20 protein-coding genes are annotated in these 24815 nt (G+C 60.5%); 3 read left to right on the forward strand and 17 right to left on the reverse strand.

The features are described from left to right. Positions 1-192: 192 nt before the first annotated feature. Positions 193-666 carry an Lrp/AsnC family transcriptional regulator gene (locus tag ACW9I6_RS07505; RefSeq protein WP_032899927.1) on the reverse strand — a complete coding sequence of 158 codons (474 nt, stop codon included), beginning with the start codon at positions 664-666 and terminating at the stop codon, positions 193-195. Between the two features lie 145 nt (positions 667-811). Between ACW9I6_RS07505 and ACW9I6_RS07510 the strand changes: the two genes are divergently transcribed. The 3 genes from ACW9I6_RS07510 (at position 812) to pbpC (ending at position 9642) form a co-directional block, all read left to right on the forward strand. After that, positions 812-1441 (forward strand): LysE family translocator, encoded by a 630-nt coding sequence (locus ACW9I6_RS07510; protein ID WP_177009026.1) that lies wholly within the window; start codon positions 812-814, stop codon positions 1439-1441. 79 nt (positions 1442-1520) lie between these two features. After that, the gene (locus tag ACW9I6_RS07515) at positions 1521-7364 is read left to right on the forward strand and encodes an alpha-2-macroglobulin (protein ID WP_457339121.1); all 5844 of its coding nucleotides are present in this window, start codon (positions 1521-1523) and stop codon (positions 7362-7364) included. Further along, positions 7345-9642, forward strand: a complete 2298-nt coding sequence (gene pbpC, locus ACW9I6_RS07520) for a penicillin-binding protein 1C (protein ID WP_177048270.1) — start codon at positions 7345-7347, stop codon at positions 9640-9642. The genes ACW9I6_RS07515 and pbpC overlap by 20 nt, the downstream gene beginning before the upstream one ends. Here the strand turns inward: pbpC and ACW9I6_RS07525 are convergent, their stop codons facing one another. From ACW9I6_RS07525 to ACW9I6_RS07600, 16 genes are all read right to left on the reverse strand, one after another. Continuing rightward, entirely contained in the window at positions 9643-10809 is a 1167-nt protein-coding gene (locus ACW9I6_RS07525; protein WP_457339122.1) for a hypothetical protein, read from the reverse strand. It abuts the gene before it with no gap. After that, positions 10806-11387, reverse strand: a complete 582-nt coding sequence (locus ACW9I6_RS07530) for a LemA family protein (protein WP_003213535.1) — start codon at positions 11385-11387, stop codon at positions 10806-10808. Before ACW9I6_RS07530 ends, ACW9I6_RS07525 begins: the two co-directional genes overlap by 4 nt. Before the next feature lie 161 nt (positions 11388-11548). Next, positions 11549-13381 carry a glutamine--fructose-6-phosphate transaminase (isomerizing) gene (glmS, locus tag ACW9I6_RS07535; protein ID WP_003213537.1) on the reverse strand — a complete coding sequence of 611 codons (1833 nt, stop codon included), beginning with the start codon at positions 13379-13381 and terminating at the stop codon, positions 11549-11551. 10 nt (positions 13382-13391) lie between these two features. Continuing rightward, positions 13392-14159 carry a DeoR/GlpR family DNA-binding transcription regulator gene (locus ACW9I6_RS07540; RefSeq protein WP_003213539.1) on the reverse strand — a complete coding sequence of 256 codons (768 nt, stop codon included), beginning with the start codon at positions 14157-14159 and terminating at the stop codon, positions 13392-13394. A 222-nt stretch (positions 14160-14381) separates the two neighbouring features. Further along, entirely contained in the window at positions 14382-15749 is a 1368-nt protein-coding gene (gene glmU, locus ACW9I6_RS07545; RefSeq protein WP_457339123.1) for a bifunctional UDP-N-acetylglucosamine diphosphorylase/glucosamine-1-phosphate N-acetyltransferase GlmU, read from the reverse strand. Positions 15750-15864: 115 nt separating this feature from the next. Next, complete coding sequence (locus ACW9I6_RS07550) at positions 15865-16290, reverse strand: F0F1 ATP synthase subunit epsilon (RefSeq protein ID WP_008439541.1); 426 nt, start codon at positions 16288-16290, stop codon at positions 15865-15867. A gap of 44 nt (positions 16291-16334) precedes the next feature. Beyond that, the gene (gene atpD, locus ACW9I6_RS07555) at positions 16335-17714 is read right to left on the reverse strand and encodes a F0F1 ATP synthase subunit beta (protein WP_003213545.1); all 1380 of its coding nucleotides are present in this window, start codon (positions 17712-17714) and stop codon (positions 16335-16337) included. A gap of 27 nt (positions 17715-17741) precedes the next feature. Beyond that, the gene (atpG, locus tag ACW9I6_RS07560) at positions 17742-18602 is read right to left on the reverse strand and encodes a F0F1 ATP synthase subunit gamma (RefSeq protein WP_003213547.1); all 861 of its coding nucleotides are present in this window, start codon (positions 18600-18602) and stop codon (positions 17742-17744) included. A gap of 50 nt (positions 18603-18652) precedes the next feature. After that, positions 18653-20197: a F0F1 ATP synthase subunit alpha gene (gene atpA, locus ACW9I6_RS07565; protein WP_003213549.1), complete on the reverse strand. Its 1545-nt coding sequence runs from the start codon at positions 20195-20197 to the stop codon at positions 18653-18655. 21 nt (positions 20198-20218) lie between these two features. Beyond that, positions 20219-20755 (reverse strand): F0F1 ATP synthase subunit delta, encoded by a 537-nt coding sequence (locus ACW9I6_RS07570; protein ID WP_003213551.1) that lies wholly within the window; start codon positions 20753-20755, stop codon positions 20219-20221. Between the two features lie 12 nt (positions 20756-20767). After that, positions 20768-21238, reverse strand: a complete 471-nt coding sequence (locus ACW9I6_RS07575) for a F0F1 ATP synthase subunit B (RefSeq protein WP_008439543.1) — start codon at positions 21236-21238, stop codon at positions 20768-20770. Positions 21239-21294: 56 nt separating this feature from the next. Next, the gene (atpE, locus tag ACW9I6_RS07580; protein WP_002555987.1) at positions 21295-21552 is read right to left on the reverse strand and encodes a F0F1 ATP synthase subunit C; all 258 of its coding nucleotides are present in this window, start codon (positions 21550-21552) and stop codon (positions 21295-21297) included. Positions 21553-21685: 133 nt separating this feature from the next. After that, positions 21686-22555: a F0F1 ATP synthase subunit A gene (gene atpB, locus ACW9I6_RS07585; RefSeq protein WP_003213554.1), complete on the reverse strand. Its 870-nt coding sequence runs from the start codon at positions 22553-22555 to the stop codon at positions 21686-21688. Between the two features lie 16 nt (positions 22556-22571). Beyond that, positions 22572-22979 carry a F0F1 ATP synthase subunit I gene (locus ACW9I6_RS07590; protein WP_003213556.1) on the reverse strand — a complete coding sequence of 136 codons (408 nt, stop codon included), beginning with the start codon at positions 22977-22979 and terminating at the stop codon, positions 22572-22574. 148 nt (positions 22980-23127) lie between these two features. Beyond that, a complete protein-coding gene (locus ACW9I6_RS07595; protein ID WP_003213558.1) occupies positions 23128-24000 on the reverse strand; it encodes a ParB/RepB/Spo0J family partition protein in 873 nt (290 codons plus the stop codon). Positions 24001-24009: 9 nt separating this feature from the next. Next, positions 24010-24807, reverse strand: coding sequence for a ParA family protein (locus ACW9I6_RS07600; RefSeq protein WP_003213559.1), 798 nt, complete (start codon positions 24805-24807; stop codon positions 24010-24012). Positions 24808-24815: the final 8 nt, after the last annotated feature.

Raw genomic sequence — 24815 nt, forward strand, 5'->3', positions numbered from 1 at the left:
AGCAAGCTCCCTCGCCACAACAAGCGTCCTTATCACAATAAGAAAGCACCAGCCGGGAAGGTGCCCCCGGCGTCATTATCTGATCGTTCCCACGCTCTGCGTGGGAATGCATCCGGTGACGCTCCGCGTCACGACTTTAAAGCGGACGCGGAGCGTCCAGGGCGGCATTCCCACGCGGAGCGTGGGAACGATCTAGCCGGGAAGGTGACTCAGCGGCAATGCCCCGGGCGTCTTCACCGTCTGAATCGCGAAGTTGCTGCGGATATCACTCACCCCCGGCAACTTCAACAAGCTCCCTGTCAGGAACCGTTCATACCCGCGCAAGTCCGGCACCACCACTTGCAGCAGGAAATCCGACTCCCCCGACACCAGAAACGCCGAAATCACCTGGGGCAGCGCCGTCACCGCCAACCGAAACGCCTCCGCCTGTTCGTCGTTATGCCGCTCCACTTTCACCCCGACAAACACCGTCAGCCCCAACCCGACTTCATCCCGGTCCAGGCTTGCCTGGTAACCACGAATCACCCCGGCCTCTTCCAGCAGCCGCACACGCCGCAAGCAGGGCGAGGCCGACAGGCCAATCTCGTCCGCCAGTTGCACGTTGCTCAGCCGGCCATCCCGTTGCAGGGCTTCAAGAATCTTGCGGTCAAATGCGTCCAGCTTCAGATTTGGCATAAGTGAAATGTTTCGCCCGAAAAAAGTGGCAGATTGTGCCAAGACTAGACGCTTTTCCATCTGACTACGCAAGCACCTGCCCCGGCCTTCGCCCCTAAAATTGCCCTACGAATCACCTACCGCAAGGGGCAGGCACATGGCAGAACTCTGGTTGTTTTTAGTCGCGTTGGCAGTGGTGTACCTGCTGCCCGGCCCGGACATGATCCTGCTGCTGCAAACCGGCGCCCGCCAGGGCAAGGCGATGGCACTGGCAACCGCAGGCGGCTTGGGCCTGGCGCGAGCCTGCCACGTGGCGCTGGCGGGGATGGGCCTGGCGACCCTGTTCAAGGTCGCACCCTGGACATTCGATGTGGTGCGCCTGGGCGGTGCGGCGTATCTGCTGTGGATCGGCGTGCAGTGCCTGCGCTCAAACCTGCTGCCCAACCTGAACGCCGAGCACAGCACGGCGCCGGCGCATGCCTGGCGCGAAGCCTTCCAGCGGGGTTTGCTGACCAACCTGCTCAACCCCAAGGCGCTGCTGTTCTGCTCCGTGCTGCTGCCGCAATTCATTGATCCACATGGCGCATCGGTGACGGCACAGTTCGCGCTGCTGGGGGCGATTCTGGTGGCGGTCGGCCTGGGATTCGACAGTTGCTATGGATTGGCCGGCGCAAGAATCGGCCGCTGGCTGGAACGCAGCCCGTCCGCCCAGCGCCTTCAGCAATGGCTGTTTGGCAGTCTTTTGATCGGTTTTGCGATACGCCTCACCTTCGTACAGCAAGCCTGAGCTTTGCGGCGCATTTGCCGTCATCTTTTGTATCAAAGAGACGTGTAAGATACGCGACACATTGCCAGGGATGCTCACCATGTTTGATTCGTTAAAAGCGACCAGCCGCCGTTTTTTCGGGGCCTTGATCTCAGTGGTGAGTGTTCTGTTCAGCGCCGTTCGATGGCTGGCACGCAGCCTGTTCGGCCAGTGGCAGCCGCCGCGCTGGCTGCAAGCCACAGGCAACGGCCTGGTCAACGTCGGCCACAAGGCCCGGGCTTATCCGCGCCAGGCTGCGGGCGGCGCGCTGGCCCTGGTACTGGTGCTGGCCGCGGGCTTTTACGGCTGGCACTGGTATTCCCACCTGCCTCAGCCCCACACCGTGGGTTATTCGCTGCACAAGCCCAACCTGACGGATTACACCCAGCCGCAACCGGTTGTGGATAATTTGCAGGTACGCTTCGCCGAATCCGTGGCCCCGCTGGCGGCCATCGGCAAGCCGGTCACCGAAGGCATCACCCTCAAGCCTGCCATCGCCGGCGCCTGGCGCTGGGCGGATGACCGCAGCCTGGTGTTCACCCCGGAAAAAGACTGGCCCGTCGACGCCCACTACACCATCGACCTGGCCAAGAAAACCCTGTTGGCCGACGGCGTACTGCTCAGCCAATACACCAGCCAATTCTCCACCCAGCCGTTCCGCGCCACCTTGACGCAAAACGAGCTGTACCAGGACCCGAGCAACCCGACGCAGAAACAGCTGGTAGCGACCTTCCACTTTTCCCACCCGGTAGACGAAGACAGCGTACGCAAACGTGCCTCGGTCACCCTCGGCAAAGGCTTGGCCTACCGCGATGCGCAACTGCCCAATCGCCCGGAAATCACCTTCGACGAACACAAGCTCAACGCCTTTGTGCGCTCTGCCGCCCTGGCCACCCCACTGGAAAGCACCCCGGTCAGCGCCAAGCTCGATGAAGGCCTCAAGGCCCGTGATGGCGGCAATCCCAGCTCGGCGCCGCTGGTGGCCGAAGTCACCGTGCCCGGCCGCTATCGCCTGACCTTTACCGGCGCCGAAGTCAGCTTTGTCGACAACGAGCGCGGCGAACCCGAGCCGGTGTTGATGTTCAGCAGTTCCAGCGCCGTGGCCGACGAGACCATCGCCAACAAGGTGCAGGCCTGGATGCTGCCGGAAAAAGCCGAGGACGATACCCGCCCCTGGAACCTGCAAGACATCGACGACAAACTGCTGGCAAGCAGCACCAAGGTCAAGCTGACCCACGTGCCGAGCGTCGAACCGCTGAATACCCTGCACGCCTTCAAGTTCAAGGCCCCGCCGGGCCGCGCCCTGTATGTGCGGGTGCCGGCCAACCTGGAAGCCATCGGCGGCTACCTGGCGAAAAATCCGACAGCCTCTCTCGTGAGCATGCCGGCTTATCCACGCACGCTGCAGTTCCTGTCCGACGGCGCCCTGCTCAGCCTCACCGGCGAAAAACGCCTGGGCTTCATGGCCCGTGGCGTACCCGGCGCCCATGTGGAAATCGCGCGCCTGCTGCCCAACCAGTTGCAACACCTGGTGGACCAGAGCAGCGGCAGCTTTGCCCGACCGAATTTTGCCAACGACTACTTCGACCGGATGGTGGAGCGTCAGAGCCTGGACATTCCGCTGTCGGCTGGCGACCCGTCGAAAACCGTCTACGACAATGTCGACCTGAGCAGCTACCTGACGGCCAACGGCGGCCGCCGGGGGATTTTTGTGCTCAAGCTGAGCCCGCAGGACGACCCGGCTGATCGCACCTTCGACTACTCGCGCAACACCACCAGCGACCTGCGTTTCATCGTGGTCACCGACTTGGGCATCATCGCCAAGCGCTCCAGTGATGGCAGCCACGATGTGTACGTGCAGTCCATCGGCAACGGCTCGCCGGTGTCCGACGCCCAGGTCGATATCATCGGCCGCAACGGTTTGCCGGTCGCCAGCGGCCATACCGACGCCGAAGGTCACGCGCACTTCGCCAAGCTGGATGAATTGCGCCGTGAGAAAACGCCGTTGATGTATGTGGTCAGTCGCGGCAATGACCAATCCTTCCTGCCGATTGCCCGTCAGTCGCAACAGCTGGATTTGTCACGCTTTGATGTAGGCGGCCTGGAAGAGGACGGTGCGATCAATCGCCTCAGCGCCTACCTGTTTACCGATCGCGGCCTGTACCGGCCCGGCGAGACCGCGCACCTGGGCATGATCGTGCGCAGCGGCGACTGGAAAGGCGCCCTGCAAGGCCTGCCGGTTGAGTTGCAGATCACCGACCCCCGTGGCCTTGAGGTGATTCGCCAGCCGTTGAAACTGTCGGCCAGCGGTTTTGAAACCTTCGATTTCCCAAGCAGCGAAGTAGCGCCATCCGGCGATTACACCGCGACCCTGCAACTGATCGGTGAGAAGCAGCGTCGTACCGATCTGGGCAGCGTCAGCTTCAAGGTCCGCGACTTTGAACCGGACCGGATGAAAGTCAGCCTGAGCCTGCACGATACACCGGTGCTGGGCTGGATCCCGCCGGACCAGGTGGTGGCCAAGGTCACCGCGATGCACTTGTTCGGCGCTCCGGCGGCGGGTCGCCGCGTCACGGCGAAAATGTCCCTGAGCCCGACGCTCGCGGCCTTTGATCGCTACCCGGATTACCGCTTCCGCCTGAATGACTCGCTGGAAGAAGCCAGCTCCGAAGACCTGGCCGAAACCACCGTCGACGACAATGGCCAGGCGGTGCTGGACCTGAACCTGCAACGCTTCGCCAACAGCACCTACCGCCTGCAAGTGATGACCCAGGTGTACGAAGCCGAAGGCGGTCGCAACGTCGCCGCACAAAGCGCATTGCTGGTGTCGGCGGCGCCGTACCTGGTGGGTGTGAAGAGCAAGGATTCGCTGTCTTTCGTCGCCAAGGACGCTCCGCGTGAAGTGCAATGGCTGGCCGTGGCGCCAGACCTCACGCCAGTCGCAGTCGACGGCCTGACCAGTGAAGTGGTTGAGCACCGTTACGTCTCGGTGCTGGTGAAGCAATCCAACGGCACCTACAAATACGAGTCGCGCATCAAGAACATCAGCCAGCCGGCCTCGCCGCTGGTGATAACCAAGGACGGCGCCAAGCAAACCCTGAACACCGGCACCCCGGGCGATTTCACCCTGCAACTCAAGGACGCCAACGGCAACCTGCTGAACCAGATCGACTACAGCGTCGCCGGCCGGGGCAACACCTCGCGCTCCCTGGAGCGCAACGCCGAACTGCAACTGCGCCTGGATAAACGCAGCTACGCCACCGGTGATGAGATCGCCATCAGCATTCGCGCGCCTTACACCGGCGCCGGGTTGATCACCATCGAGCGGGACAAGGTCTACACCCAGCAGTGGTTCAAGGCCGACAGCACCAACAGCGTGCAACACATCCGCGTTCCTGCGGGGCTTGAGGGCAATGCCTACGTCAACGTGCAGTTCGTACGGGACATTGGTTCGTCCGAGGTCTACATGAGCCCGCTGTCCTACGGCGTAGTGCCGTTCAGTATCAACCTCGACGCGCGGCGCATGGCGCTGAAAGTCGAAGGCCCGGCGAAGATCGAGCCGGGGCAGACCCTGGACATCAAGGTCAACGCCGACCGCCCTGGCCGCGCAGTGGTCTACGCGGTGGACGAAGGCATCCTGCAAGTGGCGCGCTACCAGACGCCGGACCCGTTGGGCTTCTTCTTCCAGAAGCGGGCGCTGGAGGTCGGTACCAGTCAGATCCTTGACCTGATCCTGCCGGAATTCAGCCGCCTGCTCAGTGGGGCAGCGCCGGGTGGCGATACGGAAGGCGCCCTGGCCAACCACCTCAACCCGTTCAAGCGTAAACATCAGCCGCCTGTGGCCTGGTGGTCTGGCCTGGTGGACTTGCCGGCCGGTGAAAGCGTGCTGCACTACCAGGTTCCGGACAGCTTCAATGGCAAGCTGCACCTGTTTGCGGTGGCCGTGGACAGCGACAGCGTGGGCGTCAGCGAGGCCAACACCGAAGTGCGCGGGCCGCTGGTGATCACGCCGAACGTGCCGGCCTTTGTCGCACCGGGGGATGTGTTCAGCGTCAGCGCCGGGGTGTTCAGCAACCTGGACGCGGCGGCGGACGTGAAGTTTGAAGTGCAGACCAGCGATGGCCTGCAGGTGCAAGGCGACAAGGCCAGCACCCTGGCCCTGCAACCGCGCAAGGAGGGTGTCGCCGAGTTCAAGATCAAGGTAGGCGAAACCCTCGGCTCGGCAGACTTGCGCTTCGTCGCGGTGCTGCCGGATGGCAAGCGTATCCAGGTGGCGGAAACCACGTCGATCCGACCCTTGAGCGAGCATCGGGTGGCCCTGAGCCTGGGCCGTTTCGACAGCGCCAGCAAAGAGCTGAAACCGACCCGCGAGCTGTTCAGCCAGTTGCGCGATGTGCAGTTGGGCGTCGCCGCTTCGCCGCTGGTATGGGCCAACGGCCTCAAGCATTACCTGGATGACTATGGCTACGCCTGCACCGAGCAATTGGTGTCCAAGGCCATGCCGGCGTTGATCTGGGGTGGTAACGCGCCGGAGGCCGAGCAGGCCTTCAGCGGTGCGGTGCGCATGCTGCGTCAACGGCAGAACCAGGCCGGCGGTTTCGGCTTGTGGGCGGCCAACCCGGACGTGGCGCCGTATGCCAGCCTGTACGCCACCGACTTCCTGATCGAAGCCAGGGAGCGCGGGCTGCCGGTGCCGGAAGACCTGCTGCAACGTTCCAACGCGTACCTCACCGACCTGGCCAACGGCCCGAGCGAAGGCCTGTCGGAATTGCGCAACCGCGCCTACGCCAGTTACCTCCTGAGCCGTCAGGGGATTCTGGTGAGCGGCGCCTTGAGTGATATCCGCGAGCGCTACGAAAGCTACTTCAAGGACACCTGGCAGAACGACATTGGCGCGGCGTACCTGGCCGCCAGCTACAAGCTGCTCAAGCAGGATCGTCAGGCCGATACCTTGTTCCGCAAGGTGCCGTGGCTTTCCCTGTCGGATAAATGGAACAGCGACGGCCTGTATTACGACCCGCTGGTGCACGACGCCGAGCACCTGCATTTGCTCGCGCGGCACTTCCCGGAAATGCTCGACGATGTGCCGACAAGCCTGCTGGATAAACTCGGCAAGCGTCTCAACGAGCAACGCTACAACTCGCTGTCGGCGGCACTGTTGCTGCGGGCCCTGGACAATTACGGCCAGCGCGCCCAAAGCGACATGACCCTCAAGGCCACCGCATGGCTCAGCGACAAGCAGCAACAGTTGTTGCAGATGGCCGGCCAGCCGCCACGTGCGGCGGTGCCTGCCGGTACGCAAAAACTGCAGATGGAAAAATCCGACGGCCCGGCGGCGTTCTACATGCTGAGCGAAGCGGGCTATGACAAGGGCGCCAACCTCAAGCCGATCAACAGCGGCCTGGAAATCATCCACGAATACCTCGACCTCAAAGGCAATCCAGTCAGCAAGGTCGCGGTAGGCGATGAGTTCCTGGTGCGCCTGCGCTTGCGCGCCACCGACCGTGATCAGGTGCAACAAGTGGCGGTGGTCGACCTGCTGCCGGGCGGCGTCGAGCCTGTGTATAACTTGCCGCCGGAGCCGGAAGCGGCCAGCACCGAGGAAAGCGAAGGCGACGATTCGGAGTACGTTGAAACCGGCGAAGACACCGAAGAAGCCGATGCCTGGCAGGCGCCGATTGGCGAGACCGACTTGAGCAACTGGCAGCCGGACTACGTCGACGTGCGTGATGACCGAGTGGTGTTGTACGGCACCGCGCTGCGGGATGTAGGCACCTTCGTGTACCGCGTGCGCGCCACCAACGCCGGTACCTTCAATACGCCACCGGCCTACGCCGAGGGCATGTACGAAACCACCCTGCAAGGACGCGGCAAAGTAGGCCAGCTTGAAATTACCAAGCCTTAAAAGCCTGACGCCGCTGCTGGCAGCGGCGTTGATTCTGGCGGGGCTACGGTTGTGGCCCCACGCGCCGCTGGAACAGGCAGCCACCTCCTCACGGGTGGTGCTGGCCGATGACGGTTCGCTGCTGCGCATGACCCTGGCGGCTGACGGGCAATATCGCCTGTGGCTACCCCTGGAACGGATTTCTCCGTCACTGGTGGAGGCGTTGCTGCTCAAGGAAGACCGCAATTTCTACTGGCACCCCGGGGTCAATCCCCCGGCGTTATTGCGGGCGGCCATGGCCACCTATAGCGGCGGCCAGCGTCAGGGCGGTTCGACGCTGAGCATGCAGTTAGCGAGGCGCCTGTGGGATCTCAACACTCGCCAAGTGCCCGGCAAGCTGCAGCAGATGGCCCTGGCGTTGTGGCTGGAGGCGCGTTACAGCAAGCACGACATCCTTGAGGCCTACCTCAACCTGGCGCCCATGGGCGGCAATATCGAAGGTGCCGAAGCGGCCAGCCGGATCTATTTTGGCAAGTCAGCGGCGCAGTTGTCCTTGTCTGAAGCCCTCGCGCTGGCCGTGATTCCCCAGCAACCGGGTCGTCGGGCGCGCTTTGGGCCTTCCCTGCAAACCGCCCGGCAACGGCTGATGGCCGACTGGCGGGAAACTTATCCACAGGACCCGCGTAACGACAGTTTGCTGGACCTGCCGCTGGAAGCCCGCAACCGCCAGCAGATCCCGTTTCTCGCGCCGCACCTGAGCGAACAGTTGCTGGCCTCGCAAACCGGCAATGAGTTGAACAGCACCCTCAACCTGGCGCTGCAACAATTGCTGGAACGGCTGATCACCGGCTTCATCGCCGAGCGCCGCAGCAGCGGTGTGGAAAACGCCACGGCGATCCTGATCGACAGCCGCGACCAGAGCGTAAAAGCCCTGGTGGGCTCGGCAGACTACTTATCCACAAGCATCCACGGCCAGGTCAACGGCGTGTTGTCGCGGCGCTCGCCGGGCTCCACGCTCAAGCCATTCCTGTATGGGCTGGCGCTGGACCAAGGGGTGATCCACCCCATGAGCATCCTCAAGGACATGCCGAGTAACTTCGGCTACTTCCAGCCGGAAAATTTCGACGGCAGTTTTGTCGGTCCGGTGACAGCCCGCGACGCGCTGATTCGCAGCCGCAATATTCCGGCGGTGTGGCTGGCCAGCCAAACCCGCTCACCGTCACTCTACGGATTGCTGCAACGGGCCGGGATCAAGGGCCTGCGCGGCGAAAGCCATTACGGCTTGGCGCTGGCCTTGGGCGGCGGCGAGATGACGCCCGAGGAGCTGGCGCGGCTGTATGTGATGCTGGCTGGTGACGGGCATTTGCGGCCGCTGCGCTATTTGCAGGAACAGCCGCAAACCACTGGCGCCCAGCTACTCACGCCGCAGGCCGCGTTTATGGTGCGCGACATGCTGCGGCGCAACCCGCGCCCGGACGGGCTGCCGGGGCGCCACTGGCGTACGGCCTGGAAGACCGGCACGTCCTGGGGTTTTCATGATGCATGGAGCGCCGGCCTCGTAGGCCCGTACGTGCTGGTGGTGTGGGTGGGCAACTTCGATGGCCGTCCGAATCCTGAGTTTATCGGTGCGAAAACTGCGGCACCGTTGTTCTTCCGTATCGCCGACGCCCTGCCGCTGGCCTTGCCCAATGTGGTGATCAAGCCCGACAAGCCGCCCGCCGGGCTGATCCGCATCGACGTCTGCGCGGCCTCTGGTGACTTGCCCAACCGTTGGTGCCCACGTACCCGCAAGACCTGGTACATCCCCGGCGTGTCACCGATTCGGGTGTCCAACCTGCACCGCCCGGTGCTGATCGACACCCGCACCGGCAAGGCCGCGTGCCCGCCGTTCGACCCGCAGTACACCCGTGAAGAAGTCTTCGAGTTCTGGCCCAGCGATGTGCAGCGGCTGTTCCGCGCCGCCGGACTGCCCCGGCGTACGCCGCCCAATGTGCAGAAAAGCTGCCAACCCAACCGTGTCGGCGATCAAAGCGAAGCGCCACAGATTCGCTCGCCGCTGACCCAGGTCAGCTACCACCTGCGCCTGTCCCAGCCCCAGGAAAGCATCCCGCTGAACGCCAACGCGGCCAGTGATGCACTGACGCTGTATTGGTTCGCCGACCAGACCCTGATCGGCCAGGGCCCGCCGCAAACCACGCTGAACTGGCGGCCGGGTAAGTCGGGGGAGTACCGGTTGCGGGTGACTGACGATCAGGGCCGCAGCGCCAGCCGAGGCTTGAAGGTTGAGTTTGTACCCTGATCAGGCGTCCTCGTCGCCTAAACCGGCAGTGCCGGCATCTTTTGCGAAATGCTTGTACGCCACCCCCAGCTTGCGTTGCTCAAAGATCGAAAACACCAGGGTGCCCAGCAGAATCATCATCCACACCAGGAACACCTTCATGGTGTCCACCTGGGCCACCACCAGCAGCAAGGTCACTACGCCGCCAATCACCATGCCCAGGCCCATCCAGGCGCCCAGCACGCGGCCTACCGCCAGGCGCATGCCCGTGGGCAGCAAGAGCCGCAGCGCGAGCAACACCACAAACATCGTCAGCAAGAAGCCAAACGCGGCCATGAAAGGAATCACGAAGCCATTGTCACGGTACAACCAGGCCAGAAACCGATAGGCGGGATTCAGCTCTGCCATTTGCTGGTAGGTGGCGGGGCCCGGCAAATGCAGTTGGGCAAAATGTTCCGGCGTCATGGCCATGATGCCGACGCCGATCAAACCCACCACCACCGCGTAGAAACCACCGGCGCGCCACAGCGGCGCCAGCACACGGCGGTTTTCCACCTCCTTGGTCTCGGCCAGGCCGAAGACCGCGTCAGGTTGCCGGCCCTGGGCAATCACCGTCTTGCCCGCACGCTCGCAGGCGTCGCCAATCAGCATCACCTGCATATCGTGGGTGAGGAGCAGTTCGCCCTGGCGGCGGGAGCTGCTGATCCATTCATGGTCGTCAGGGCGCTTCTTGCCGAACAGGTCGATACCCTCGGCAATCACTGTCACTTCACCGGTGGCGTCCTGCAGGCGGAAGTCATTGCAGCGAGCCTCGGCCGAGACCTGGCTCCAGCTCCAATCGCCATCCTTGTCTTTGGTGCCTTCTTCGATGACCCACACGTAACCCGCGCAAGGCTTGCCGTGGACCGGGGAGATCAGCGGCGTGTCGACGATCACCTTGCCGTTCACCTCCACCAGCCCCATGGCCAATGAGCGTATCTGGCTGGTGGCCAGGCGCTGTTCGGTGCGATAGAAATTGGGGCCGAAGCTGGCCAGCAGTCCGATCAGGATGCACACAGGAAAAAACAGCGCCACCAGGATCGTCGGGGCGTAGACCATCAGGCCAATAAAGCCGGCGAGAAAGACCAGTGCCACCAGGGTTTTCCACGCTGGTTTTTTTGTGACAACCCCTGCCTGGGTGGTTTTCATGCCCCCGGCACCTCAAGCTTCACGCCGTCGTAGCGGGTTTCTTCGGCGCTGATGGCCAGCAGCGGAATGCGCTGATAACCGAGCATCTTGGCGAAGAACAGATCAGGAAAAATCGCGATGGCGATGTTGTAGAGGTTGACCGACTCATTGAAGAACTCGCGACGGTCGGCGATGCGTTCCTCCACCGCCGAGATCGCCTGCTGCAACTCGACCATGTTGGGGCCGGAGATCAGCGTCGGATAATTCTCGGCCACTGCAATCACCGACTTGAGCGCCGTATTGAGCTGGTTGGAGGCATCGACTTTATCGGTGAGGCTGCTGGCGTTGAGGTACGCGGTGCGGGCGTCGCTGAGGCGGGTGAACAGCGCGTTCTCATGGTTCATGGCGGTTTGCACCACGCGCATCAGGTCGGGAATCTGGTCTGCCCGCTGCTTGAGCAGCACGTCGATGTTGGCGAAGGCTTTATCCACATCGTTGCGGCGCATCACCAGGCCGTTGTAGACCCCCACCAGCCAGCCGACCAGGCCGACGACAATGATCAGCACGACGATACCGGCGATCAGCAGTTCGATGTTCATGGCGGCGGCATTCCCTGGCTAGTTATCCACAGGGCGCATTCTAGGGGTAAAGCAGGAGAATACTCCCGGAATTAGTCCACAGAAACGCCAAGACCCGATGTCCGGTAGCCTGAAAAAGCAAAACCCCCGAAGAACGGGGGTTTTGGTGGTTCGGGTGCGGCTTATTCCACCGTCACCGACTTCGCCAGGTTACGCGGCTGGTCAACGTCGGTGCCCTTCAGCACAGCCACGTAATACGACAGCAGCTGCAGCGGGATGGTGTAGAGGATCGGCGACAGGGTGTCGTGGATGTGCGGCATGTTGATGACGTGGGTGCCTTCGCCATTGGTCATGCCGGCCTTCTCGTCCGCGAACACGATCAGTTGGCCGCCACGGGCGCGCACTTCCTGCAGGTTGGACTTGAGCTTCTCCAGCAGTTCGTTGTTCGGCGCGACGGTAACGACTGGCATGTCGTCATCCACCAGGGCCAGCGGACCGTGCTTGAGCTCACCGGCCGGGTAGGCTTCGGCGTGGATATAGGAGATTTCCTTGAGTTTGAGCGAACCTTCCATTGCCACCGGGTATTGCGCACCACGGCCGAGGAACAGGGTGTGGTGTTTGTCGGCGAACAGCTCAGCGACTTTCTCCACAGTGCTGTCCATGGCCAGGGCTTCACCCAGGCGGGCCGGCAGGCGGCGCAGTTCTTCGACCAGGTGTGCCTCGACGCCTTCGCCCAGCGTGCCGCGAACCTGGCCCAGGGACAGGGTCAGCAACAACAGGCCGACCAACTGGGTGGTGAAGGCCTTGGTGGATGCCACGCCGATTTCACGACCGGCCTGGGTCAGCAGGGTCAGGTCGGACTCGCGCACCAGGGAGCTGATGCCGACGTTGCAGATCGCCAGGCTGCCGAGGAAGCCCAGTTCCTTGGCGTTGCGCAGGGCGGCCAGGGTGTCGGCGGTTTCACCGGACTGGGAGATGGTCACGAACAGAGTGTCGGGCTGCACCACCACCTTGCGGTAGCGGAATTCGCTGGCGACTTCGACCTGGCACGGGATGCCGGCCAGTTCTTCCAGCCAGTAACGGGCGACCATACCGGCGTGGTAGCTGGTGCCGCAGGCGACGATTTGCACGTTGCGCACTTTGGCGAACAGCTCAGCAGCTTGCGGGCCGAAGGCTTGCACCAATACCTGGTTCTGGCTCAGGCGACCTTCCAGGGTGCGTTGCACCACGGCCGGTTGCTCGTGGATTTCCTTGAGCATGAAGTGGCGGAACTCGCCCTTGTCGGCGGCTTCGGCGCCGTCACGATACTGCACGGCCTCACGTTCCACGGACTGGCCGTCAACGTCCCAGATCTGCACGCTTTCACGGCGGATTTCGGCGATGTCGCCTTCTTCCAGGTACATGAAGCGGTCAGTCACCTGACGCAGGGCCAGTTGGTCGGAGGCGAGGAAGTTCTCGCCCAGGCCCAGGCCGATCACCAATGGGCTGCCGCTGCGGGCGGCAACCAGGCGGTCAGGCTGGCTGGCGCTGATCACGGCCAGGCCATAGGCGCCATGCAGTTCCTTGACGGTAGCCTTGAGGGCATTGGTCAGGTCGCCGATGTCCTTGAGCTTGTGGTTCAGCAGGTGGGCGATGACTTCGGTGTCGGTGTCCGAGGTGAAGACATAACCCTGGCCTTTGAGTTGTTCACGCAGCACTTCGTGGTTTTCGATGATGCCGTTGTGCACAACCGCCAGGTCACCGGAGAAGTGCGGGTGAGCATTGCGTTCGCACGGCGCGCCGTGGGTGGCCCAACGGGTGTGGGCGATACCCAGGCGGCCTACCAGCGGCTCACCGGCCAACGCTTGTTCGAGTTCGCTGACCTTGCCCGGGCGACGCATGCGCTCAAGCTTGCCGGCGTTGGTAAAGAGCGCCACACCGGCGCTGTCGTAGCCACGGTATTCCAGGCGTTTGAGGCCTTCGAGCAAAATGGCAGTGACGTTTCGTTCAGCGACTGCGCCAACAATTCCACACATGGTTTCTCTCCTAGATGACTGCCGCGCAAATCAGCGTGATGCCGCGGGCTTGAATCTGGTCGCGGGCCTCAAGTGGCAGGCGATCATCGGTAATAAGGGTATGGACGCTGCTCCAGGGCAGTTCCAGGTTGGGGATCTTGCGGCCAATCTTGTCGGACTCGACCATCACCACCACTTCGCGGGCGACTTCGGCCATGACGCGGCTCAGCCCCAGTAATTCGTTGAAAGTGGTGGTGCCGCGCTCCAGGTCGATGCCATCGGCACCAATAAAGAGCTGGTCGAAATCGTAGGAACGCAGTACCTGTTCGGCGACCTGGCCCTGGAACGAGTCCGAATGCGGGTCCCAGGTGCCGCCGGTCATCAACAGTACCGGCTCGTGTTCCAGGTCGCTCAAGGCGCTGGCCACGTGCAGGGAGTTGGTCATCACCACCAGGCCGGGCTGGTGGCCCAATTCGGGGATCATGGCGGCGGTGGTGCTGCCGCTGTCGATGATGATGCGCGCGTGTTCCCGCAAACGCCGGACGGCCGCACGGGCGATGGCGCGCTTGTAGGCCGAAATGGGCTGTGCCGGATCACCGACCAGTTCCTGAGGCATGGTGATGGCGCCACCGTAGCGACGCAGCAACAGACCGTTACTTTCGAGGGCCGCCAGGTCCTTGCGGATGGTGACTTCCGAGGTTTCGAAACGCTTGGCCAATTCGTCCACACTGACTTCACCTTGCTCGGTGAGCATGGCAAGGATGTTGTGGCGACGTTGGGGTGTATTTCGTTTCGACATGGTGATGATAAGTTTCGTTTCGAAAGATAACGAAGGCAATCAAAACCTATTCATTCAAAATGGTCAAGCATGCGACTGAGTTTTTTGAATCAACACAGATAAAAATGTGGGAGCGGGCTTGCTCGCGGTGTGTCAGTCGGCGCATGTATCAACCGAAAGACCGCCTTCGCGAGCAAGCCCGCTCCCACATAAGTACCGCAGTGTTTCAGGGTTGTGGATAACTCAGGTCTTTTTGATTTTGACCGGGCGTTTCCAGCCGTCGATGTTGCGCTGGCGGGCGCGGGCGACGGCCAACTGGGACTTATCCACATCCTGGTTGATGGTGGAACCTGCGGCGGTGTTTGAACCATCACCGATAGTGACGGGGGCGATCAGCGAGTTGTTGGAGCCGATAAACACGTCTTCGCCAATGGTCGTCTGGTACTTGTTGGCGCCGTCGTAATTGCAGGTGATGGCGCCTGCGCCGATATTGCTGCGGGCACCGATCACTGCATCGCCGAGGTAAGCCAGATGGCCGGCCTTGGCGTCGTCACCCATCCGGGCGTTTTTCAGTTCGACAAAGTTACCCACGTGGGCCCTGGCTCCCAACACGCTGCCCGGACGCAAACGCGCGAACGGACCGGCATCACTGCCCTCGCCCATCACCGCACCGTCGATATGGCTGTTGGCCTTGATCACCACCCCCTTGCGCAGGGTGCTGTCCTTGATCACGCAGTTCGGCCCGATCACCACGTCATCTTCAATGACCACACGACCTTCAAGGATCACGTTGATATCGATCAGCACGTCGCGGCCAACGGTGACGTCACCCCGCACATCGAAACGTGCCGGATCACGCAGCGTCACGCCCAGCGCCATCAGGCGGCGGCCTTCACGCAGTTGGTAGTGACGCTCCAGCTCCGCCAGTTGCTTGCGGTCGTTGGCGCCCTGCACTTCCATCGGGTCGTGGGGCTGTTCGGTGGCTACCACCAGGCCATCGCTGACGGCCATCTCGATGACGTCGGTCAGGTAGTACTCGCCCTGGGCGTTGTTGTTGGACAAGCGGCTCATCCAGTCAGCCAGGCGATCAGCCGGCACAGCGAGGATGCCGGTGTTGCCTTCAGTGATGGCGCGCTGGGCTTCGCTGGCGTCTTTATGCTCGACGATGGCGGCGACCTTGCCGTCAGCGTTGCGCACGATGCGACCGTAGCCGGTCGGGTCGTCCAGCTCGACAGTGAGCAGGCCCATCTGGCCTGGCACCACGTGCTTGAGCAGGCGCTGCAAGGTTTCCACTTCGATCAGCGGCACGTCACCGTAGAGGATCAGCACGGTGTCTGCCTTGATGAACGGCACGGCCTGCGCGGTGGCATGGCCGGTACCCAATTGATTGTCCTGCAATACGAAATTCAGGTCATCCGCCGCCAGCCGCTCACGCACCACATCGGCACCGTGGCCGATCACCACATGAATGCGCTGTGGATCCAGCTGCCGGGCGCTGTGGATAACATGGCCAAGCATGGAGTTGCCGGCAACCGGGTGCAGCACCTTGGGCAGGGCCGAACGCATGCGGGTGCCCTGGCCTGCGGCAAGAATTACGATTTCGAGAGACATGAATGGCTACCAATCCTGGGCGGTCAGACTTCAGACCAAAGAAGTGTTTTGCAAAAAAAGAAAAAGGGTAGCCGAGGCTACCCTTTTTAATCAATCACGCATGAGGCTTGACGGCTTAGCCGCCAAACTTCTTGCGGATCTGCTGGACGGTGCGCAGCTGAGCTGCGGCCTCGGCCAGACGTGCAGCAGCAGAACCGTAGTCGAAATCTGCGCCTTTTTCGTTCAGGGCCTTCTCGGCAGCCTTGACGGCTTCCTGAGCGGAGGCTTCATCCAGGTCGGCAGCACGTTGCACGGTGTCGGCAAGTACCTTGACCATGTTCGGCTGAACCTCGAGGAAACCACCGGAGATGTAAAACACCTCCCGTTCCCCGCCCAGCTTGGTCAGAGTGATCGGACCAGGCTTCAAGGATGTAATCAATGGCGCGTGGCCAAAGTTAATACCCAGGTCGCCCAGTTCGCCGTGTGCAATCACACTCTCGATCTGACCGGAGAAGATTTCCCCTTCCGCGCTGACGATATCGCAATGGAATGTCATAGCCATCTGCTTGCCTCAACCTGATTAGCGCCCGTTACCGGGCGCCGGAATTACAGTTTCTTGGCTTTCTCGATCGCTTCTTCGATGCCGCCGACCATGTAGAACGCTTGTTCTGGCAGGTGGTCGTAGTCACCGTTGAGGATGCCTTTGAAGCCAGCAATGGTGTCTTTCAGGGAAACGTATTTACCCGAGGCACCGGTGAAGACTTCAGCCACGAAGAACGGCTGCGACAAGAAGCGCTGGATCTTACGAGCGCGGGATACCAACTGCTTGTCGGTTTCCGACAGCTCGTCCATACCCAGGATCGCAATGATGTCCTTCAGTTCTTTGTAACGCTGCAGAACGTACTGGACGCCGCGAGCGGTGTCGTAGTGTTCCTGGCCGATGACGTTCGGGTCCAGCTGGCGCGAAGTCGAGTCCAGTGGATCGACCGCTGGGTAGATACCCAGGGAGGCGATGTCACGGGACAGTACGACGGTGGCGTCCAAGTGGGCGAACGTGGTCGCTGGCGACGGGTCAGTCAAGTCATCCGCAGGTACGTATACCGCTTGGATCGAGGTGATCGAACCGTTTTTGGTCGAAGTGATACGCTCTTGCAGAGTACCCATCTCTTCGGCCAGGGTCGGCTGGTAACCTACTGCGGAAGGCATACGGCCCAGCAGTGCGGATACTTCAGTACCGGCCAGGGTGTAACGATAGATGTTGTCGACGAACAGCAGAACGTCGTTACCTTCGTCACGGAACTTCTCGGCCATGGTCAGGCCGGTCAGTGCTACGCGCAGACGGTTGCCCGGCGGCTCGTTCATCTGACCGTAAACCAGTGCCACTTTGTCCAGAACGTTGGAATCCTTCATCTCGTGGTAGAAGTCGTTACCCTCACGAGTACGCTCACCCACACCGGCGAACACGGAATAACCGCTGTGCTCGATGGCGATGTTACGGATCAGTTCCATCATGTTTACGGTTTTGCCTACACCGGCACCACCGAACAGACCGACTTTACCGCCCTTGGCGAACGGGCAAACCAGGTCGATAACCTTGATGCCGGTTTCCAGCAGGTCGTTGCCGCCCGCTTGTTCCGCGAAGGAAGGCGCAGGACGGTGAATGCCCCAGCGCTCTTCGGTGTCGATTGGACCGGCTTCGTCGATCGGGTTACCGAGGACGTCCATGATCCGGCCCAGGGTCGCTTTACCGACCGGTACGGAGATGGCTGCGCCAGAGTCAGTGACTTCCAGACCGCGCTTCAAGCCTTCGGTGGAACCCATTGCAATGGTACGAACCACGCCGTCGCCCAGCTGCTGCTGAACTTCCAGGGTGGTGCCTGCATCGCTTTTGACTTTCAAAGCGTTGTAGATGCTCGGTACGCTGTCGCGTGGGAATTCCACGTCGATAACGGCGCCGATGATTTGAACGATACGTCCGCTACTCATAGCTGGATCCTCTGAATATTTGAACCGTTAAACCGCGGCAGCGCCGCCGACGATTTCCGAGATCTCTTGGGTGATCGCAGCCTGACGCGCCTTGTTGTAGATCAGCTGCAAATCGCTGATCAAATCACCGGCGTTGTCGGTAGCGTTCTTCATCGCGATCATCCGCGCAGCTTGTTCAGCCGCGTTGTTCTCGACCACCGCCTGGTACACCTGCGACTCCACGTAGCGCACCATCAAGCCGTCAAGCAGCTCTTTGGCGTCTGGTTCGTAGAGGTAGTCCCAGTGGTGCTTGAGTTCTTGTTCCGGGGCGGCCACCAATGGAATCAACTGCTCCACGGTAGGCTGTTGCGTCATGGTGTTGATGAACTTGTTGGATACCACGGAGAGGCGGTCAATCCGGCCTTCCAGGTATGCATCCAGCATCACCTTGACGCTGCCGATCAAATCATTGATCGACGGTTCTTCACCCAGGTGGCTGATAGCTGCAACGACGTTACCGCCGAAGTTGCGGAAAAAGGCCGCACCCTTGCTACCGACCACACACAGATCGATCTCGACGCCTTTTTCGCGGTTTACCGCCATGTCCTTGACCAGGGCCTTGAACAGGTTGGTATTCAAACCACCGCACAAACCACGGTCACTGCTCACCACGACATAACCGACGCGCTTTACTTCGCGATCGATCATGAACGGGTGGCGATATTCCGGGTTGGCGTTGGCCAGATGACCAATAACCTGGCGGATACGCTCCGCGTAGGGACGGCTAGCAGCCATGCGCATTTGTGCCTTGCGCATTTTGCTGACCGCCACTTTTTCCATGGCGCTGGTGATCTTTTGCGTGCTTTTGATGCTCGCAATCTTACTGCGAATCTCTTTTGCGCCTGCCATGTAACACCTATCAGGTTAGCAAGCGGGAGCCTCGCGGCCCCCGCTGCGGCTTACCAGGTTTGGGTGGCCTTGAACTTCTCGATACCGGCTTTGATGCCAGCGTCGATGTCGTCATTGAAGTCACCCTTCACGTTGATCTTCGCCATCAATTCGGCGTGATCGCGGTTGAAGTAAGCAATCAGCGCTTGTTCGAAGCTGCCGACCTTGGTGATTTCAACGTCGGTCAGGAACCCACGCTCAGCGGCATACAGCGACAGCGCCATGTCAGCGATCGACATTGGTGCGTATTGCTTCTGCTTCATCAGCTCGGTAACGCGCTGACCATGCTCAAGTTGCTTACGGGTCGCTTCGTCCAGGTCAGAAGCGAACTGGGCGAATGCCGCCAGTTCACGGTACTGAGCCAGAGCGGTACGGATACCACCGGAGAGCTTCTTGATGATCTTGGTCTGAGCGGCACCACCCACACGGGATACCGAAACACCGGCGTTCACTGCAGGACGGATCCCGGAGTTGAACATGGCCGATTCCAGGAAGATCTGACCGTCGGTGATGGAAATCACGTTGGTCGGAACGAACGCGGAAACGTCGCCAGCCTGGGTTTCGATGATCGGCAGTGCGGTCAGGGAACCGGTTTTGCCGGTCACTGCGCCGTTGGTGAACTTCTCTACGTATTCTTCCGAAACGCGGGATGCGCGCTCCAGCAGACGGGAGTGGAGATAGAACACGTCGCCTGGGTAAGCTTCACGGCCTGGTGGACGGCGCAGCAGCAGGGAAATCTGGCGGTAAGCCACTGCTTGCTTGGACAGATCGTCATAAACGATCAGCGCGTCTTCACCGCGGTCGCGGAAGTATTCGCCCATGGTGCAACCGGAGTACGGTGCCAGGAACTGAAGTGCAGCGGATTCGGAAGCACTGGCGGCCACGACGATGGTGTTAGCCAGGGCGCCGTTTTCTTCCAGCTTGCGAACCACGTTGGCGATGGTCGATTGTTTCTGACCGATGGCTACGTAGACGCAGAAAATCCCGCTGTCTTTCTGGTTGATGATCGCGTCGATCGCCAGAGCGGTTTTACCGATCTGACGGTCACCGATGATCAGCTCACGCTGGCCACGGCCGACAGGAATCATGGCATCGACAGCCTTGTAGCCAGTCTGTACAGGCTGGTCTACCGACTTACGCCAGATCACGCCTGGAGCAACTTTCTCGACCGCATCGGTCTCGGTGTTGTTCAGCGGACCTTTGCCGTCAACTGGGTTACCCAGTGCGTCGACAACGCGACCCAGCAGTTCCTTACCAACCGGAACTTCCAGGATGCGGCCTGTGCACTTGGCGCTCATGCCTTCGGCCAGAGTCTGGTAGGAGCCCAATACAACGGCACCTACAGAGTCTTGCTCCAGGTTGAGGGCCATACCGTAGACGCCGCCCGGAAACTCGATCATCTCGCCGTACATTACGTCGGCCAGACCGTGAATCCGCACGATGCCGTCAGATACGCTGACGACAGTGCCTTCGTTACGGGCTTGGGAGGTCACATCGAGCTTGTCGATGCGGCCCTTGATAATTTCACTTATTTCGGAAGGATTGAGTTGCTGCATTGCTCTGCTGCCCCTTCAAACTCAAGATTTCAATGCTTCGGCAAGATTCGCGAGTTTGCCGCGAATCGAGCCATCGATAACCAGGTCGCCGGCGCGAATGATGACACCACCAATCAGGGTGGCATCCTCCGCAACTTGCAGGCGCACTTCCCGGTCGAGTCGTGCACTGAGAACCTTGGCGAGTTTGTCTTGCTGTTCTTGGTTCAATGCAAAAGCACTGGTCACTTCAACATCTACCGATTTCTCTTGTTCGGCCTTGTACAGGTCAAACAGAGCGGCGATCTCCGGCAGAAGCGGGAGACGGTCGTTTTCGGCAACGACGTGGATGAAGTTCTGCACTTTTACATCAAACTTGTCGCCGCACACGTCAATAAACGTGGCGGCCTTGTCTGCGCTCGTCAGTCGCGGGGCCTTGAGCACGCGCTGCATGGTGTCGTCTTGCGACACTGCTGCAGCCAGGCCGAGCATGGCTGACCAAGAGGCCAGCTGCTGGTGGGCCTGGGCGTGCTCGAAGGCTGCCTTAGCGTAAGGTCGGGCCAACGTGGTCAATTCTGCCATGATCGCCCTCGCTTAAATTTCAGCAGCCAGTTTGTTTACCAGCTCCGCGTGCGCGTTTTGATCGATTGTGGCACCCAGGATCTTCTCAGCACCGCCGACGGCCAGAGCACCCAGTTGGGCACGCAGCGCATCTTTGACACCGTTCAGTTCCTGCTCGATCTCGGCTTGAGCCTGAACCTTCACACGGTCAGCGTCGATACGGGCTTTTTCAACAGCCTCTTCAACGATCTGGTTACCGCGTTTCTTGGCTTGCTCAATGATTTCAGCTGCCTGAGCTTTCGCTTCGCGCAGTTGTTGACCCGCTTTATCTTGGGCCAACTCCAGGTCGCGAGCTGCTCGTGCGGCAGCGTCCAGTCCGTCTGCGATCTTCTTCTGACGTTCGTGCAAAGCCGCGATGACCGGAGGCCATACGAACTTCATGCAGAAAACTACAAAAATCAAGAACGCTAAGGACTGACCAATAATGGTTGCATTAATGTTCACGCCAATACCTCGCTCGTTCGTTGCACAACACACCAATCACTCGAAAAAACGAGTGATTAACCGGCGAGTTGACCAACGAAGGGGTTCGCGAAGGTGAAGAACAGAGCGATACCAACACCGATCATGGTCACGGCGTCGAGCAGGCCGGCGACGATGAACATTTTAACTTGCAGCATTGGAACCATTTCTGGCTGACGCGCTGCGCCTTCCAGGAACTTGCCGCCCAGCAGGCCGAAACCAATGGCAGTACCCAGGGCGCCCAGGCCGATCAACAGTGCAACAGCGATAGCGGTTAGACCAACTACAGTTTCCATCTTTCCTCCCGACTTTTACGTCGTATGGTTTAGGTTTTTTAGATTTTAAAGCGGTAAAACAAATCGTTTCATAGCCCTTCAGGGCTACCCTCCCATTTGACCGGGAGGGACATCAGACTAGTCGAGACTGGTCTTAATGGTTCTCTTCGTGCGCCATCGACAGGTAGACGATGGTCAGCATCATGAAGATAAACGCCTGCAGGGTGATGATCAGGATGTGGAACACAGCCCACGCCCACTGCAGAACAATGCCCAGGCCGCTAAGCCAGAGCAGACCACTGCCGAACATCACAGCGATCAGAATGAACACCAGCTCGCCGGCATACATGTTGCCGAACAGTCGCAGGGCCAGGGAAATCGGCTTGGCGACCAGGGTCACGAACTCCAGCAGGAAGTTCACCGGGATCAGCAGCGCTTGAACGAAGATGTTCTTGCTGCCGAACGGGTGCAGGGTCAGTTCGCCGATGAAGCCGCCGATGCCCTTGATCTTGATGCTGTAGAAAATGATCAACGCGAACACCGACAGGGCCATGCCCAGGGTGGCGTTAGGGTCCGTGGTCGAAACCGCACGGAATGGAATGTGGTGATCGCCGGAGATCAGGATGGCCAGCTGAGGAATCCAGTCGACCGGGATCAGGTCGACGGCGTTCATCAGGAACACCCAGACGAAGATGGTCAGTGCCAACGGTGCAATCACCGCGCTACGACCATGGAAGCTGTCCCGCACGCTGCCATCGACGAATTCGACCAATACTTCAACGAAGTTCTGCAAAGCACCTGGCTGACCGGAAGTCGCCTTCTTTGCCGCCATGCGGAAAATCAGGACAAAGATCAGACCCAATGCGACAGACCAGCCCAGAGTATCCAGGTGGAATGCCCAGAAGCCCATTTCTTTGGCTTCTGCTGCGGAGTGGGCAAAGCCCCAGCCGCCGTTGGGAAGCTGACCGAAGGTCAGGTTCTGCAAGTGGTGCTGGATATAGCCCGAAGCGGTTGTTTCTGCCATGGTTGCCTCAAACGCCCTAAGGTTTCGAAAGTCTTGTTTTCATTAGCAGGGGAGCGAACCAGCTGACCAGTTGGGTCAACACGAAGACGCCGAATACAGCCAGCGGCGCCAATGGCTTCACACCTGCAAAGGTCAGTGCAAACAGCACTGCCGTCAAAATCAATTTCCCCGCCTCGCCGGCATAAAAAGACCGGACGATAGCCTGGGCTGCTCGGGCGCCGGAAAACCGAAAGGCCCTGTGAGCAAAATACATATTGGGCAGCAAGGCTATCAGGCCTCCGCAGAGTCCCGAGTATCCGGCTACGACTCCATACCAATACCAGAGCGCCAAAGAGGCGATCAGTAAAATGACAAATTGAGCCACTAAAACCGGGAAAACGGCCAAGCGATGGAACGGCAACGTGTTTGGCGTGCGGGTTTCCATCACTCTTGCTCCTCAATGGTCGGCTGCCGGAAATCAATAACTTGGCATAATTTGTGCCGACAAAATGCGCGCAGAGTATAGGGGCGGTTCTGCCCCTATTCAACTGCCGGGTAGTGATTTCCGACTGCGCGCTACAGAAGCAATTGTTTCAGCGGATGTGGGCAAGGACGCCCTGAAGCTCATCCAATGAGTTATATCCGATGACCAATTGCCCTTTGCCTTTCTTGCCATGACGAATTTGCACCGCAGAGCCTAGGCGTTCGGCCAGGCGCTGCTCCAGGCGTGCAATATCCGGATCAGGTTTGGCGGTTTCGACCGGTGCAGGTTTGCCACTGAGCCACTGGCGAACCAGGGCCTCGGTCTGACGAACGGTGAGGCCTCGTGCGACAACGTGTCGCGCCCCCTCAACCTGTTGATTTTCCGGCAAACCGAGCAAAGCACGGGCATGACCCATTTCCAGGTCGCCATGGGAAAGCATGGTTTTGATGACTTCCGGCAGCGCGATCAGGCGCAACAGGTTGGACACGGTAACCCGGGACTTGCCCACCGCATCCGCGACTTCCTGCTGAGTCAGTTTGAATTCCTGCTGCAAACGCTGCAGGGCGATCGCTTCCTCGATCGGATTGAGGTCTTCACGCTGGATGTTCTCGATCAACGCCATGGCGATGGCGGTTTCATCCGGCACATCGCGCACCATTGCCGGAATGGTTTCCTTGCCGGCCTGCTGGCTGGCGCGCCAGCGGCGCTCGCCGGCGATGATTTCAAAGCGGCCTGCACCAATCGGGCGCACCACGATCGGCTGCATCACGCCCTGGGCCTTGATCGAATTCGCCAATTCCTCCAGCGCCTGCGGGTCCATGTCCCGGCGCGGCTGGTATTTGCCGCGCTGGATCAGGTCCAGCGGCAGGTGCTGCAGCTCGCGCTCGTCGGCCTGCACTGCCTGTTCTTCAAGGGTCGTGACAGTCGGACCACTCAGCAGTGCATCCAGTCCACGTCCGAGACCTCGTTTCTTGACGGCCATGGGGATTCCTTAAGTTGGCTGGGCTGCAGCGGTGCGTGAATTGCGGCGTTGACGGCGAACCATCTCGCCGGCCAGCGCCAGATAGGCAATGGCGCCGCGGGAAGACTTGTCGTACGCCAGCGCGGGCATGCCATAGCTTGGCGCTTCGGCCAGGCGGATGTTGCGTGGAATCACGGTGTCGTAGAGCTGATCGCCGAAGTGTTCCTTGAGCTGTGCCGACACATCGTTCATCAGGCTCAGGCGCGGGTCATACATGGTCCGCAGCAGGCCTTCGATTTGCAGGTTCGGGTTGAGCAACTCGGCGATACGCTTGATGTTATCCACAAGGTCGCTCAAGCCTTCGAGCGCGAAGTACTCGCACTGCATGGGGATAATCACCCCGTCGGCCGCAACCAGTGCGTTCAACGTCAGCATCGACAGCGACGGCGGGCAGTCGATCAAAATGTAGTCGTAATTCTCGCGAATCGGCGCCAGAGCGCTGCGCAGACGGCTTTCTTTCATCTGCATTTCCAGCAGCACCACTTCCGCCGCGGTCAAATCGCGGTTGGCCGGCAGCAGTTGATAACCGCCGTGCTCGGAGAAGTGCATGGCCTGGGCCAGGTCGCACTCGCCAATCAGCAAGTCGTAGACCGAGTTTTCCAGGCCGTGTTTATCCACACCGCTACCCATGGTGGCGTTGCCCTGTGGATCGAGATCGATCAACAGCACCCGACGCTTGGTAGCGACCAGGGATGCTGCGAGGTTGATGCAGGTGGTGGTTTTGCCCACGCCACCTTTCTGGTTCGCTATCGCGAATACCTTAGCCATTCTTGCTT

It is taken from the genome of Pseudomonas sp. SDO5522_S412 (assembly GCF_054071215.1).

Excerpts from the sequence above, each read along its gene's own strand:
- ACW9I6_RS07515 (WP_457339121.1), top strand. The coding sequence starts at position 1,521 with ATGTTTGATTCGTTAAAAGCGACCAGCCGCCGTTTTTTCGGGGCCTTG.
- atpD (WP_003213545.1), bottom strand. The coding sequence starts at position 17,714 with ATGAGTAGCGGACGTATCGTTCAAATCATCGGCGCCGTTATCGACGTG.
- atpA (WP_003213549.1), bottom strand. The coding sequence starts at position 20,197 with ATGCAGCAACTCAATCCTTCCGAAATAAGTGAAATTATCAAGGGCCGC.
- ACW9I6_RS07550 (WP_008439541.1), bottom strand. The coding sequence starts at position 16,290 with ATGGCTATGACATTCCATTGCGATATCGTCAGCGCGGAAGGGGAAATC.
- atpG (WP_003213547.1), bottom strand. The coding sequence starts at position 18,602 with ATGGCAGGCGCAAAAGAGATTCGCAGTAAGATTGCGAGCATCAAAAGC.
- glmU (WP_457339123.1), bottom strand. The coding sequence starts at position 15,749 with ATGTCTCTCGAAATCGTAATTCTTGCCGCAGGCCAGGGCACCCGCATG.
- ACW9I6_RS07590 (WP_003213556.1), bottom strand. The coding sequence starts at position 22,979 with ATGGAAACCCGCACGCCAAACACGTTGCCGTTCCATCGCTTGGCCGTT.
- ACW9I6_RS07570 (WP_003213551.1), bottom strand. The coding sequence starts at position 20,755 with ATGGCAGAATTGACCACGTTGGCCCGACCTTACGCTAAGGCAGCCTTC.
- ACW9I6_RS07530 (WP_003213535.1), bottom strand. The coding sequence starts at position 11,387 with ATGAACATCGAACTGCTGATCGCCGGTATCGTCGTGCTGATCATTGTC.
- ACW9I6_RS07510 (WP_177009026.1), top strand. The coding sequence starts at position 812 with ATGGCAGAACTCTGGTTGTTTTTAGTCGCGTTGGCAGTGGTGTACCTG.
- atpE (WP_002555987.1), bottom strand. The coding sequence starts at position 21,552 with ATGGAAACTGTAGTTGGTCTAACCGCTATCGCTGTTGCACTGTTGATC.
- ACW9I6_RS07540 (WP_003213539.1), bottom strand. The coding sequence starts at position 14,159 with ATGTCGAAACGAAATACACCCCAACGTCGCCACAACATCCTTGCCATG.
- ACW9I6_RS07595 (WP_003213558.1), bottom strand. The coding sequence starts at position 24,000 with ATGGCCGTCAAGAAACGAGGTCTCGGACGTGGACTGGATGCACTGCTG.
- ACW9I6_RS07525 (WP_457339122.1), bottom strand. The coding sequence starts at position 10,809 with ATGAAAACCACCCAGGCAGGGGTTGTCACAAAAAAACCAGCGTGGAAA.
- atpB (WP_003213554.1), bottom strand. The coding sequence starts at position 22,555 with ATGGCAGAAACAACCGCTTCGGGCTATATCCAGCACCACTTGCAGAAC.
- glmS (WP_003213537.1), bottom strand. The coding sequence starts at position 13,381 with ATGTGTGGAATTGTTGGCGCAGTCGCTGAACGAAACGTCACTGCCATT.
- ACW9I6_RS07600 (WP_003213559.1), bottom strand. The coding sequence starts at position 24,807 with ATGGCTAAGGTATTCGCGATAGCGAACCAGAAAGGTGGCGTGGGCAAA.